Annotated in this window: 1 protein-coding gene; it reads left to right on the forward strand. The window is 43.9% G+C overall.

The genetic code is table 11. The annotated features are described in order from the left end of the window. Nucleotides 1-2 precede the first annotated feature (2 nt). Nucleotides 3-16,457, forward strand: coding sequence for an SDR family NAD(P)-dependent oxidoreductase (locus QMA12_RS12120; RefSeq protein WP_290210253.1), 16,455 nt, complete (start codon nucleotides 3-5; stop codon nucleotides 16,455-16,457). Nucleotides 16,458-16,471: the final 14 nt, after the last annotated feature.

A 16,471-nucleotide genomic window follows, 5' to 3' on the forward strand; every position in this document is an offset into this window, starting at 1 on the left:
AGTTGGAAAATACAATTATTAACCATAATGAGCGACTTGAAAACGTCCTAGGGATGGTTGCAACAACCGCAGCAAAAATTTTGAAATTGCCCATACAACGATTGGATTTAGATACGCCACTGACTGAATATGGTATGGACTCCATTATCGTTGTTCGACTGACCAATGCGCTCAGTGAAGATTTTGATAGCGTGTCCAGTCCGATGATTTTTGAACATAAAACAGTAAGAGCGTTAGCTAACTATTTATCCGCTCACTTCAAAACAACCACAACTCAAGAAAATACGCCAGCGGTTACACCTGTATCGCGCTCAGAGGTTGATAATAGTGAAAATGAGGTGCCTGATGAGTCGGAGTTTTATTTAGATCAAGGTGATGGATTAGATCTTGCTGCCGAAAGCCAAACACCCACTTATCAAATCATCGATCAGCAGGCGGCGTCTCAGGATATGGCAATTGTTGGTGTCTCCGGTCGATTTCCAGGTGCAAACAATTTAGAGGAATTCTGGGATAATCTCAGTCGTGGTCAAAGCAGTATTACTCAAATACCGGAACAACGTTGGGATTGGCGGGACTATCATTCAGATAAGAAAGGGGAAAATGAAAAAATCTACACCAATGTCGGTGGGTTTATTGACGATGCGGATAAGTTTGATCCTCTGTTTTTTAAACTCTCGCCAAAAGAAGCGGCGTTTATGGATCCGCAAGAAAGATTATTTCTTGAAACCGCTTATCATACTTTAGAAGATGCAGGTTATACCGCTGAAAGACTCAACAAAAATCATCGGGTGGGGGTTTTTGTTGGCATGATGAACAGCACTTACTCTTTATTAACTAATTATTGGTGTACCGCGAATCGAGTTTCCTTTTACTTTGATTTTAAAGGGCCTAGTGTTGCCATTGACTCCGCTTGTTCTTCATCCTTAACGGCACTTCACTTAGCCATCGCAAGTATCGAAAAAGACGATTGTGATTGTGCAATCGTCGGGGGCGTGAGTATTATTGCTCGGCCCGTTCACATGCAAGGTTTGTGCGCCATGTTAATGCTGAGCGAAGACAATAAGTGCAAATCGTTTGGTGAGAACGCCGGTGGTACTATTGTTGGCGAAGGGGTCGCGGCTATTTTAATTCGTCCATTGGCAGACGCTCGCCGTCAGGGCGATCAAATTTACGGATTAATCAAAAGCACTGCGATTAATGCTGGCGGTCGAACTCAAGGATTTACTGCGCCAGATCCTGGCGCGCAAAAAACATTAGTAAGCCACGCGTTACAAAAATCCAATATTCCTGTAGAAACCATCAGTTATGTGGAGGCCCATGGTACCGGCACTTCATTAGGCGACCCAATAGAAATCACTGGATTAACCTCGGCATTCTTCGAGCAAGCGACATCGAAACGACTAAAGTCTGCCGATCAAAAGAAAGTAAAACACGCTTGTGCTATCGGTTCGGTTAAATCAAATATTGGACATCTTGAGTCTGCCGCTGGATTAGCAGGCATCATCAAAGTTTTGTTACAGTTCCAACATCGAATGCTGGTTCCTAGTTTACATTCAGAAAGAACTAATCCGGTGATAGACTTTTCTGACACCCCATTTACTGTTCAGCGAGAATTGACAGAATGGGTTTCGGATTATCCCCGTCGAGCGGCGGTCTCGTCGTTTGGTGCCGGCGGTGCGAATGGTCATGCGATTTTAGAAGAGTATGTTCATACGTCTTCACCTAAAATTGAATCTAAACCTTTACTATTTATTCTTTCAGCGAGAACGCCAGAGCAATTGAAAGCTTTGGCAGAAGGTTACGCAAGTTATTTACCTGAGGTTAGCTCTGATATCTTGCCGAACATTATGTTCACCTTACAAGTCGGCAGACCGGCGATGAAATGGCGCATGGCGATTGTCGCAGAAAACAAACAGTCACTCTGTGATTCGTTGAATGCCTACTTGCATGGGGATGATACCCAGAACCAAATATTTTTCAGCGATAAAAAACCCGATACCGAGTTCGTGTCCTTACTGAATAGTGTCGATGAACTTCATGCCGTTGCAATGCAACTGTTTCAAGCTGGACATTATGCCAAGTTACTTAACTTGTGGATGAGTGGACTCGACATAGATTGGCAAGGATTTTACCCCGAACCCAATCACAATCAACGTGTTGGCAGGTTGCCGAAATACCCGTTCCAGAGACAATCCTATTGGGTTCCCCAAGATCAACGATTTGGTTCTGACAAACTCGCTCTTCCAGCAACGGATCGGTTTAAGGCTTCCTTTGATCAATCGGGTATTTGTATACAAACGGTACTCTCACATTCAGAGTCGGCCATTGCGCAACATAAAGTGGCCGGCAAATATTTAGTCGCTGCTGCTTTCCAAGCGGAATTAATTGTTAAGGCATGTCTCAGTCACTTTAGTGCTATCGATGTCAAGAGGATTGCATTAAAGAACTTTGTGTTGTTACAAACCTTGGTTGTTGGGCAAGATAAGTTGCCGGTCGGTATTGCGGTGACCATAAAGTCAAACGATGAGTTATCCGTCGCGTTGCAATCTGCTGATGGTAAAACCATTTATAGTAGGGGAGTACTAAATTTACGGACGATACAAGGAGAGTCACAGCAAGCGGCGCAGATTGATATTATGCAACTAAGTGAGCGGCATCATCAAAGTCTTTTACAGCATAAAGAAATATATGAAGGTTATGGTAAAGCTGGTGTTGAATATGGCCAGTCTTATCAGTTGCTTAAGGAGATCAAAGGGGGAGATCGTCAGGAGCAAAGTTTATTCGCGTCTTTAAGCGATGCCGATTCATTCCAAGCAGATAAAACTCAAAAAAAATCTGTTAACAGCGATCATTTAGGAGATAGTTTTACTGACTTTGCTTTCGTGCTGGATGCTGCTTTACATAGCGCAATCGGCCTGTTAGCGGGCAGCCGTGAATCAAGTGAGTTGATGGTGCCTTTCTCTTGGCATGAGTTGATGATGGGGGCGGTGGAGGCTAAACCAGCTTATGTTTGGTTCCGAGCACTCAATCAACAAGAATACGATATTTCTTTGCTTGCTGAAAACGGTTTGGAAATTGCCAAGATTTCCCGATTTCGTTTTAGAGCAATAGAGAGTGTAACCACAGAAAGATCAAATTCAGTAGGATCGTTCTCAGAACATCAAAGTCTAGAAAAATCAAACAAAGCGTTAGTCACATTTTCTCGTCAATGGCGTCCTTTTGAGCTTACCACTAGTTTGGCAGGAGCTAACCAAAATACAACACAAGGCCGTTTAGAAGGTCATCTAGAAGATCGTGTAGATAATTCTAGAAGCAGTGCTGAACAACTCATATTGGTTGCGGCTCACGAAGTCAATTTATTTAAAGACGAGTTAGGTGTTTCCGGTATTTATCCGCTACCACTTTTCGGTCAGGATAACCAAAGCAATCGATTGCCTAATATTGCAACACTTAAACGCTTAACCATCATCCTCCCATTTGCCAGTCGCTCGGCGATATCCGACGATTTGATACAACAACAAAAGGACGGCGTTAGTGCGTTGTTTAAAGTTGTTAAAATCTTACTCGATCACGGCATCGACAAATTACCGCTAGAGCTGCGAGTTATCACGACGGGTAGCCAAAGTATTCACTCCCGCGACACGAATGACTCAACCCACAGCAGTGCGCATGGATTTTTAGGTGCACTGGCGCAAGAAATGACGAGTTGGCGTATCGGAATTTATGATGTCACAGCAGAAGCTAAGCCGCGACTGGCTGCCATTCATCAAGCTTTGACCAACGATATACCCAAGTCATTCGGATTATTGATTAACCGGCATCATCAATGGTATCGCTCGGTATTACAACCGATGGAGTTAAATAACCATTTACCCAGCGCGTTTAAACAGCAAGGCGTTTACCTAATTGTTGGCGGCGCGGGTGGCATTGGTGAGACACTCACAGAGCATTTACTACGTCATTACAATGCACAAGTTGTCTGGGTTGGTCGACGCCAGAAAGATGCCCCGATCCAGCAAAAAATTAATCGGCTGTCAGAATTGGGACCGGCGCCGGTTTATTTATCTGCTGATGCAACCAGTGTCGCAGCGATGGCTGAGGTAAGAACTCAAGTTATCGCGAAGTTTTCTAAGATCAATGGAGTAGTGAACTCCGCGTTGATTATGCACGATGCTCTTGTGAAAAATATGTCGCAACCAGACTTCGACCGGGTATTGCACGGCAAAGTCAATGCCTGTGTGGCTTTGGGCATGGTGTTTGCTCAAGATCCGTTAGATTTTATGCTGATGTTCTCATCAACTCAGAGTTTTTCACCTGCAGCAGGTTCATCCAATTACGCCGCCGGTTGTTCATTTAAAGATGCCTTTGCAGCGCAGCTCCAACAACAAGTTAACTTCCCAGTTAAAGTAGTTAACTGGGGCTATTGGGGAAGTGTGGGGATTGTGAGCGGCGACCAAACTACAAAGCGTATGGAAAGCCTTGGCCTGGGATCAATTCAGCCAAGTGAAGGTATGGCATTTTTAGAAACTTTCTTACCGTCTTCTCAACAACAGCTGAGCTTTTTAAAGCTACACGGAAAACAGCCTGACGAAATGGGGTTTGAAAATTCTAGGCTAGAGGAACAATTAAATGGTGTGATTTATAGTTTAGAGACGTTGCAAAAGTCTGCTAGCAATTGGTTTCAGCAAGTCGATAAAAAGGCTCTGAAACTCGACATTGAAGAGCGACTAGAACTCACCTTAGCGAAACGCTTGTATTTTACTTTGCTTCGTTCCGAACAACTTTATCCGTCGTCAACTCAGCTCGCCGGTTATCTACAACAATGGTTGCAAACGACTCGTCATGTATTAGCCAACTTAGGTTTAATTCACGCAACGACTCAAGCCAAGTTGTTTGCACAAAGTGAAGCAGAGGTTGCTGCAGAGTGGCAGTCACTGATCGAGTCTTCGGAAGGCTTTGCTAGCTTTTGTCATTTAATTGATCAGTTACTAACGAAGTTACCATCTATCTTAGAAGGCAAAGCGAACGCGGCTCAAGTTCTGTTCAGTAACAATGATTCAGCCAATTTATATAAGGGTAATGAAAAGTCGGATCTCTACAATGCGTTGTTAGTCAATAGTTTAGAGAACAGTATAAAACAACTTTTGCGACAATTTCCTGAACGCAAACTTCGATTTTTGGAGATTGGTGCGGGTACCGGAGGAACCAGCGAGGCGGTGTTGGCGAAACTTGCCGAGTACTCGGAGCATATTGAGTTATATCATTTTACCGATATATCTCCGGCGTTCACTGCGGCCGCAAACAAAAAATACCGCGCGCAATATCCGTTTGTGAAAACTCAGTTGTTGAATATTGAGAAAGAGTTAAGCGAACAGGATTTTCAACTGGCATCCTACGACTTTGTATTAGCAGCCAATGTGTTGCACGCCACAGCAAATATTCACACAACATTACAACAGGTGCGCGCAGCGTTAAAACCAGGCGGCGTATTGTTACTGAATGAGATTTCACAGTTTTCGCTATTGAATCATATTATTTTTGGTTTGTTTGAAGGTTGGTGGCTGCATAACGATACCGATCTAAGAATCGAAGGCACTCCTGCACTAACGGCGGATACTTGGTGTCGCTTATTAGAGCTAACCGGATTTGAACACCTTGTTCCTCTAGCAGATGACTCGGCAGCGATAGGTCAGCAGGTTTTTTGGGCGCAAGGAAATAACCAATTAACCCGAAATAATCGAGCGTCAGATCCATTGGCTGCCGAGAAAAAACAATTCCAGGCGAGTCAAAAGCAAATCTCCCGATCAATAACAAATGAAACGACTGAGACGCAAGCAAACCATAAAACCCGAAATTACACCGCTGCAGGACAAGATCTCTTAACCAAAAAATCCTCCGAAATACTGGACCTATCACAAATTGAATTGGCACTAGTGGAAGTATTATGCGAATCCTTGCATCTTGAAGAAGCGTCCTTTGAACTGGATGACCACTTTATCGATCTGGGTGTTGATTCTATTAATAGTGTAAACTTGATCGAAAAATTAAACGAACAACTGCACATTGAGTTGGAAGTTGCTGACGTATTTAGCCACACCACACCCACTGAACTTGCTCATCATATTCATTCTTTATCCCCAAAGGTTGTTGCTTCAATCAATTCTGAGCTAACACCTGAGACGGTCGATCACCACTTACAAAACACCGAGACTCTGTCAGATGATAGTGTTGAATTAGACAAGCGTGAATTAGAAAACCGTGAATTATTAGTGTCGGAATACTCAGCTTTAGTGTTGCAGGTATTAGCTGAAGACTTGGCACTACCACGACATGAAATCGAAGCTGACATCAGCTTTATGGATCTGGGTGTCGATTCGATCAATAGCGTGCAAATCGTTGAGCGACTGAATCAAGAATTATCGGCGGATTTACCGGCAACCTTGCTGTTCGACTTTGCTAACCTTGAACAATTGATTGATCACTTAGTCGATGAGTTAGGTAACACAATAATTAGTCAATCTGGCCGAGAAACTCAGGTTGCGGAACCTCAAGTTACCAAACCTCAAGTTGCCGAACCTTATAATGTGGAACCTCAGGTTGAGCTTGATGCTCCTGTTAGCCAAGACGTGGACTCATTGTTAAAAGTTGAACCGCTACCGGTATCTAACGAAATTGGGATACCTAATATTACAGATAGGGTACTAGCTGATGAAGCTCTGTCAGAAGGTAGTCGATCGAAAGATATCAGACCAAAACCAGATACTAGCCAAAACAATCATCAACCAATCGATGAAATTGCTGTCATAGGTATGTCCGGTCGTTTTGGCGGTACGGCAAACTATAACGATCTTTGGCAACAGTTAATCGCCGGAAACAGTTTAATAGAACCCGTCAGTCGCTGGGACTTAGCCAGTGTAGATAGTGGTTTTGCTCAACAAGCTGAAGGCTATTGTCGCTTTGGCAGTTTCGTCTCTGATATTAAAAGTTTTGATCCTTTGTTCTTTAATATTTCAGTTTCTGAAGCAACTTACATGGATCCACAACAAAGATTATTTTTGGAAGAGTGTTGGCATGCGTTAGAAGATGCGGGGTATGCTGGAGAAAATAATCGACAAAGCAAATGCGGCGTATTTGTGGGTAACGGCGGTAGTCAATATGTTAACTTATTCGATGGCAACCAACCGCCGCAAGCATTCTGGGGAAATTCAGCGGCGGTGCTTGCCTCTCGAATTTCCTACTATTTGGATCTGCAAGGTCCGGCGATAACCATTGATACGGCTTGCTCTAGTTCTCTCGTGGCAACCCACTTGGCCTGTCAAGCGATCCGTAATGGTGAAATCCAGTACGCGTTAGCCGGCGGTGCTTCGTTACATACCACAACGGATTTTTATGAGGTTGCTGCGAAAGCGAAAATGATGTCTAAAACTGGCCGCTGCAGTACTTTTGATGCGGCGGCTGATGGTTTTGTACCTGGAGAGGGGGTTGGTGTTCTGCTGTTAAAGGGATATCACCAAGCCGTGGCCGATGGCGATCGAATCCATGCAGTGATCACCGCTTCGGGCCTTAACCAAGACGGGGCCAGCAACGGCATCACGGCACCCAGTGCAAAAGCGCAAGAACAGTTGCTTGCCGATATATATCAGCGCTCAGGGGTTGATGTTGAGCGGATCAAATTTGTTGAAGCCCATGGTACCGGAACAGTGTTGGGCGATCCAATTGAGTTCTCTGCACTGAAAAAAGCATTTGGACAATTTACCGAGAAACAAAATTATTGTGCCTTAGGATCGGTTAAAACTAATATTGGCCATGCATTGGCTGCAGCGGGTGTTGCTGGCTTGATAAAGGCCATCATGGTGCTTGAGAAAAAGCAGATTCCAGGTAATTTAAACTTCAATCAAGTGAATCCAGCCATTCAACTCGATCGCAGCCCATTTTATATCAACAGAGCAGCGGTTGACTTACCTTATGAAACCGAAGCCAGTTATGCTGCGGTAAGTTCCTTTGGGTTTAGCGGCACTAACGCTCACGTTTTGTTACGCCAACATCGACCTGAAACTCACGAGCCAAACGAATCATTAGCGACGAATGTTAATCAAGCTTATCCAATATTTGTCAGTGCGCGCAGTGTTGGGCAATTGCAGCAAATCGTTGAAAGCTATTTAGTTCAACTCCGCCAAACACCAACATTGAATATTGCGCATGTGAGTTATACGCTTGCGGTTGGTCGACGATATATGGATTGTCGCTTGGCATTGGTCAGTTCTTCCATTGAACAGCTTTGTATCCAATTGGAAAGTTGGTTAGCCGATCCGCAAGCGACGGAGCATACATCGAATAATTATTTGTTCCGAAAAGTCGCGAAAAAGCAAGTCGGTGATGCCCAAATAAAGAGTGATAAAGTGTCGGAATTTAAAGCCGCTTATCACCTTCAAGGCCACGATTTATCAAAACGAACTGAGTTAATGTGGCGAGCAGCGGAATTATTCTGTGAAGGTATTAAAGAGGACTTTACATTTCTATTCGACCGTAAAGAACGACATCGAGTGGGCTTACCTGGGTATTCGTTTGAAAAGAAGAATTTTTGGATTGCAAGTGATGAGAATGATTTTACTCAAAATTCTGCGACTATTGTTGTGAATCACAGAACGAATGTTAAATCGACTGACGGTACAAGCCCTTCTAAAGGTTTTACTGACCAACCAACCTTTAAGCCATCGATTCAAGTGAACCAAGCGGATAGCTTGCTGAGAGATCATAAGGTTGGGGGACACCACTTATTACCTGGTGTTGCTCAGTTTGAAATCATTCGACAACTGGCTTCTCAATCTCAATTGATTAGCTCTTTTAGTTTGCGAAATTTTGTTTGGCGAAAGCCGGTTGAAGCGGGCGCTGAGTTAACGCTGAATCAACAAAAGATTTCAGAGATAACAAAGTTTGAATTAGTCGATCAGTCTAGAGATGTCACTGTTTCCACCGGTTCCCTTGAACAAGTGGCTATGGTTAAACCAGGCAATCTAAATCTTGAACTGTTGAAAAATCGTTGTGTGGCGACAACACTCGATCGCGATACCCTGTATCAGCATTTCTTAGCGTCTGGGTTAGAGTTTGGTCCTTCGTTACGGGGAATTGTTCAATTACATTGTGGTCACAATAGTCAAGTCGGATCCTTGGCACAAGTCGTTCTTCCTACTGAGCGTAATTCAGATTGGTTACTGGCACCGGCTATTTTAGATAGCGCAATTCAATCAATTTTGGGTTGTCACTATCACTCAAATGAGCAAAGTAAAGCGTCGGGATCGGTGCAATTTATTCAAGCGGGAATACCGTTCCAGCTAAAGCGCCTCAATGTGTTTTCTACTTGCCCTGAAAGTGTTTATTGTTGGGTGAGGCAAAAGCCAAAAACGAAGGTGGCTCAGCCGGATGAGTACGACATTGATATTTGCTCAGAAGCAGGAGAGATTTGCATCAGTTTGCGAGGACTAGTGCTCCTTCCCGTACCCAAAAAAGACCCGGGCAGTCAACTTTCGACGCCTGATAATACTCATGGCCCGTTACTTAAAACCTCTGGAAAAAATGATTCACTCAAAAATATTCAGGTGTTTCGACCTGAATGGCAGTTAGCTGAACGAAGCGAAGTAACGGCTCCTGCGATTACTGACTCGGTAGCCGCAGAAACTACAGCATTGCATTACATCATTTTAGCGGGAGATGCGACACAAAATGATATTGTTCATTTCCAGCGGGCAATGCCTGACTCGGTGATATTTCAGTTAAGCCAACCAGAAGCGAACATTGCCGCGACTTATGAACAAAACTGCGTTGAATTAGCCAGTGTTTGTCAGCAATTGATGAAACTCAATCGTCATTGCCATATCCAGCTATTGATCCTCAATCATGAAACGATGGCGTTAGAGTTGCTGCATGGTTTATCTGCATTTTTGAAAACCGCTGGTCAAGAAACATTAGGTTTACTGTCCTGCCAAGTTGCACTAATACAAGACGGTATCAGCGACACACTGGTTCAGAATATTGCGACCGATGCCAAACATCGTGAAGACACAGATATTTTTTATCAACACGGTAAGCGATATGTTCGACGGATTAATCCGGTTGGTATCGAACCACTCGTCACAACTCGTGCAACAGAAACCGCGCCTGCTAAGGTATATGTGATTACCGGTGGTTTAGGCAGTGTCGGTCAACAGGTGGCAAAAGGGTTACGGGAACAGTGCGATGACGCGGTGATCGTCTTGTGTGGTCGAAGTACTGCTGATGAGGACGTTAACAGTCATCAACAGCATGCCGAGTTTTTGCAGCAAATCAATGGTCATTACTGCCAATTAACCTTGACGTCCGAAGCAAGGGTGGATGATGTGTTTGCAGACATTCATCAGCGATTTGGTTCGATTGATACTGTGATGCACGTCGCGGGAATGGTAGACGATGGCTTACTTTTGAATAAGCAAAATGACTCAATCAAAGCCGTGCTACAGCCCAAGGTTTGGGGTTTAATTCATCTTGATACAGTACTGACAAAATGGAATGTGGGTCAGTTAATCTTATTTTCTTCACTGAGCGCGATCGATGGCAATCCTGGCCAGTCTGATTATGCGGCAGCGAATGCCTTTATGGACGCCTACTCCGATTATAGAAATGCCAGAGAACAGAAGAATGGTCGGCTAGGTAGTACCATTTCGATAAACTGGCCAGTGTGGGAGTTATCGGGTATGCCAGTGCCAGCAAAAACATTGCAGGCATTAGCAAATAATGGTTTAAGGCCAATCACGCAATTAGAAGCAACGGCATTGTTGCGACTGGCCACTGAAAACGCAAATGCGTCTGACAATATGGCTGGGCAGCGTTTGGTGTTTGCAATGCTACCCAAGACCATCGATGCTGAGATCATCGACGATCAAGATGAGGTGACTCAATCCAACATCGGAGAGTCTGATCTATCGGCATCGCCCAGTAATGAAGCATTGAATGATGATACACAATCCTCAGCTCGCCGCGTATTAGATGAGACTCAAATCCAGGTGATGTTACTTAACTTGGTCGCTGAAGTGCTTAAGTTTGATCCCGACGATTTGGATGTGTTTTCAGAGTTTACGGAGTTTGGCTTCGATTCACTGTCGTTTGCCGAATTTGCCCATGTGTTGTCGGCGAAAGTCGGCACCGAGGTATTACCGACCTTGTTTTTTGAGTATTCATCTATTAAAGCTTTGGCAAAATATCTGGCGCTCGAACACCCGGTTTATGTAGACGACTTAAATCATAAAGACGACTTAAATCACAAAGCCGAGTTAGAAAATAAGATCGAAGAAAATAAGACTGAAGAAAATTTCGAGCAACACAATAGGGCGGAAGTAAATACTTTGGAAATGCCGAATGAAGCAGATAACTTACCTGGGGCCGCAAAACGGTCAAGGGATCATCTTCAAACCGACAATCGTGCCACGACTGAAGTCAGTCATCGAGACATTGCCATTATTGGTGTGAGTGGCAGTTTTCCAAATGCCGAGGATCTTGACGCATTTTGGGAAAACCTAGTCAATGGCAAATTATGCAGCGAGGAAATTCCAGCCGATAGATGGGATTGGCAAGCAATCTTTGGTGATCCTCAAACGGAAAAAAATAAAACCAACATTAAGTGGATGGGAGTGCTTTCCCATGCCGATCGGTTTGATCCCTTTTACTTTGGCATTTCGCCTGCCGAAGCTCGGCGAATGGACCCTCAGCATCGACTCATTATGATGCATACCATCAGCGCAATAGAAAGTGCTGGCTATGCACCGCAGAGTTTGTCAGGAACCGACACCGGGGTGTTTTTCGGTGTCGGTATTGGCGGTTACAGCCAATTGTTGGCAGACGATAGCAATGCGATTGAAGGTAACAGCTCGACCGGGATCACTGCGTCAATGTGTCCAAACCGCATCAGTTATTTTCTAAATCTTACGGGTCCAAGTGAACCCATAGAAACCGCTTGTTCCAGTTCGTTAGTTTCGGTTCATAAAGGTGTCGAAGCGATTCGCAGCGGACGTTGTCAGCTAGTCATTGCCGGAGGCGTCAATTTAATAGTGACGCCCGAACTTCATGTCAGCTTTAATAAAGCGGGCATGTTGGCAGAAGATGGTCAGTGCAAAACTTTTTCTGAGCGAGCCGATGGCTATCTTAGAGGCGAAGGGGTCGGCGTTATTTTAATGAAACCTTTGCAAACGGCATTGCGTGATGGTGATCCAGTCTTAGCCCATATAATTGGCAGTGCCATTAATCATGGTGGAAAAGCCAGTTCTTTGACCGCTCCAAGCCCTATCGCACAAGCGCAAGTGATCGCTGCTGCGCTTAAGGATGCGGATATCACTAGTGACCTTATTACTTATATTGAAGCTCACGGTACGGGAACATCATTAGGAGACCCCATTGAAATAAAAGGCATCATGGCAGCATTCGCTGAAACCAGCCGTGTGGAAGAACATGAAGGGATATTGGCTGACACAAAAATTGCGCCAGCAACCTGCTACATAGGCACTGCCAAATCAAATATAGGACACTTGGAGCTGGCTGCAGGTATCGCTGGTATTATTAAAGTTATGTTGCAATTTAAACACAACAAATTACCGAGAAGCGTCAATAGCCAACCGTTAAATCCTTACATAAAACTGCAAGATACGCGCTTTAAAATATTATCAGAAACGGAACATTGGCCTGACTTACCAGACGAAGATGGTCGGATGCAACCCAAGTATGCAGGCGTCAGTTCATTCGGCTATGGTGGTGTGAATGCCCATTTAATTTTGCGCAGTTGTTTGCCAGAAGTTAATGCGCCATTGACACAATCGATGAGGGATTTCCCTAGTAAACAAATGTTGATCCTATCAGCGAAAAATAAATCTCAATTGAAAACAATCGCTGAACAACTTCTTGGGTTTATTCGTCAAGTAGCAGTCACTAACGCGGTTAAGTTGAGAGATTTAATTTACACATTGCTAACCGGTCGAGATCAACTCTCTCACAGGTTTGTTTCGCAAGTGAGTTCTATGCAAGAAGCCGGCCTTGCCTTAGAGAGCTTTATATCTGATCAGTCATCGCCCAGCTATCAATATTCAGCAGTGAATGTTCGCGTTGAGGAAGATTATCAACAGGAGCAGCAACAAGCTATCACTTTGGCTAAGCAGGGCAATTGGGACAAGCTCGAAAACTTATGGTTAAGTAAACGCACCCTTGCTTTTGCTGCTTTATATGATGGCCCACAACGGCCTCAAAGATTATCGCTGCCTACTTATCCGTTTTCCCAAGACAGTTATTGGTTAACTGTGGCGGCTAATTCGGCAACGGATTCAATAGCAGATTCAGCAAAGGAACAAAAAACAAAAAAGCACGGGCTAAATCTGGTTGATCATTCCATCGGCAAGATGACATTTAACTGTACACCAGAGCCAAGTTATGGCATGGGTGGGTACGCGTTTGTGCTGGATTACCTAATTGCGTCACTATTAGAATCAAGCAAGCAGAGATCAAAATTCTTGGTGGAGAACCTGTCATTCGATAATCTGTCCGAGATGTCAGCACAACCGCTGACGATAGACCTAACAGCTCATGGTGAAGGCCAGGGCGTGGAAGTGTTTCTTGACCAGACCGAATCAAATTCTAGTGCTGCTAAAGTATGTATTGCTAATGGTTGGTTTAAACCATTGGACGAAAATTGGGTCAAGCGTCGAGTCAGTTCTAGTCACCACACTAATCGAACCAATCTGCCTGCTGAAAATTTATCAGGCAGTGAAAGCATTGCAAATGTTGAACTAGGTAAGAGCGAAATTATCCTTACATTTAAAGACAGTCAGTCTTTATCGTCTTCTTCAATCCATTCCCCAATTAACCGAGCAATGATTGCTGAAGCCTTACAAAGTGCTTGTTGGTTGCTCGATGAACAAGCGCCATTTTCTGCGCAGTGTTTATCAATGACTAGTGTGGACAAAATGGAATGTGGCTTGATGAATGTGGCGGAGCAAAGGTATCACAGTGCCAGTTTAGTTGCTCGCCAAACCCAAGGAAATTTCTTATTGTTTGATCTGATCTTGTTTAGTGATTCAGAGCAGCCTGCCATGAGCTTTTATGGAATAACAGGTGAGGTTAAGCCATCGTTTCCCGCTAATACGACGCTCCAAGCAACAGAAGAACAATCGATTGCAAGATTAGTTCGAGATAATATCGAAAAAGTGTTAGAGGTAGAGCCGGGTGTCATTGCCGATAGTGATGAGCTAGAACCTTATGGTATCGACTCTATTACCTCTAAAGCAGTCTTCGCAGAACTCCAAAAACATTTCCCTGAGATTAAATCGAGCCTGTTTTTAGAATGTCGCACCATGGATGAGATTGTTCAACATATTTTATCGGCCACGCCTAGCCATATTGTTGCGCAACCGATCCTTGGGATTGACAAGCTCCAAGCCACACCACCAAAAGCCATTGCAAAAGATGGGCGTTGTTCGGTTATCGGACTGGCCGGTCGCTTCCCTAATGCTGACTCGGTCGAGGACTTTTGGCAACAACTGGCGGTTGGCGAACCTGTGTCGGCACCTTTGTCAGACAAAAGAAAGCAACTGATGGGGCTGAATGGTGAACAATTATTACCCAGAAATTATTTAGATAATGTCGAACTATTTGACCATACATTGTTTAAAATGACTCATGAAGAAGCCTGCGTTACGGATCCTCAGTTAAGAATATTATTGGAGGTTTGCTGGGAAGCGATTCAAAATGCAGGTTACAACTTAACCGATTTCAATCGGGTGAAAACTGGCGTGTTCGTTGCGACCAAAGGCAGCTCCGGATTTAATACTCTCATCGGAAATAACGACAAGCGCTCTGAAACGGCTGGATATTACCCTAATCGCATTTCTAATATTTTAAATTTACAGGGGCCTAGTGAGGCTAGAGAGACCGGTTGCTCGGGGTTTTTAATTGCGATAAAGTCGGCGATGGAAGCCATTTATGCTGGACGTTGCGCGCAAGCCATTGTTGCAACGGCGGAAATGTCTTTCTCTAAGGATGAGTTGTTGCAAACTGATGCAATGGGGTTGTTGTCAAGCAAGGGAGAAACTAAGAGTTTTGATCAAGCTTCAGATGGGTATTTAGCGTCTGAATGTGTTGGTGCTGTCATCATAAAGTCGAAACAACTTGCCACCGAACAAGGTGATAATCGTTATATTGATATTCTTTCCGTTGGTGGTTGTCATGGCGGTAAAGCACCGCTTAAATGGTACAGCCCAAATATAAAAGGACAAAAGTTAGCCATTTCAGAAGCTTTGGACATGGCCGGGATTGAAGATCTCAGTAGCGTCAGTTACATTGAGCCAGAGGCCAATGGATCTCTATTGGGTGATGTGTCAGAATTGATTGCGCTACAAGAAATGTATGCTGGAAAAGAGCAAACAGCGAATGATTCTGCTGCTTTTCTAAGTAATGCTTCGAGCAATGTTTCGAGTAATGGTTCAAGTACTAGTTCTAATAAAGGTTTTAATATAGCTGCTAGCAAGACTGCCAATCTTTTCATTGGCTCAATAAAGCCAATCGTGGGCCATGCGGATTGCGCTTCGACCTTTACAGTACTAATGCACATTATTTATGCGCTTCAAAATGATAAGCTAATGCCGGTTTATGGGTTGAAAGATTTAAATGAAGGAATTGAACTAAAAGAAGGTGTGGAACTGTTAAGAAAAAGCAAACCTTGGCCGGTCAAGCGTAATGAATCAAGCGAGCTTCCCCTTCCACGCAGAGCAGCGATCAACTCCCTGGCGATTGGTGGTATGAACGCACATATGATTGTTGAAGAAGCTATCCGAAACGAGTTGCTAGATAACCGGGTTAGGCGATACAATCGGGTTGGAGATAGCTGGGTGGGACAAGATAATTCGGTAGCACGAGGCGTTTCGGTGAATTCCGGTCGAGCGAGACTGTTTGTTTTCTCAGAAGACTCAGTCGAACAACTCATAACGCTATTAAATGAAAATTTGAATTACTTAAACGATTTACTAAAACAGCGAGGGGAGGCTGTCGCTTCTGCAGTAGAATACACTTTGAAGTTTGGACGTATGAATAGGCGCTGTAAGCTCGCTATCATTGCTCATTCGGTGTTTGAATTAGTTGACCAAATGAATTGCTGGTTAAGAAAACAGCAAAACACGGCGCAGGTGTTCTCTAATCTTTCAAGTAACACTAATCTTTCAGGTAACATTAATCTTTCAGATAAAGAAACGGTTGAAGTCAATGAAGGAGCTATTAATCCAGTGAAAGAAACCCTGGCGCCAGAAATTGAAACATTAAGAATACAGGCTATCCAGTGGCTGCAAAAGCCAAAAATGAAATGGGAGCCTTTAATGGAACCTGCGTCAAGAGTTCGGTTAGCGCACAACCGATTTAATCAAGTCAGCTGTTGGCCGAATGAAACGAAACATTAGAAATATTTTAAATT

The organism is Pseudoalteromonas sp. APC 3893 (genome assembly GCF_030408095.1).
Classification (GTDB): domain Bacteria; phylum Pseudomonadota; class Gammaproteobacteria; order Enterobacterales; family Alteromonadaceae; genus Pseudoalteromonas.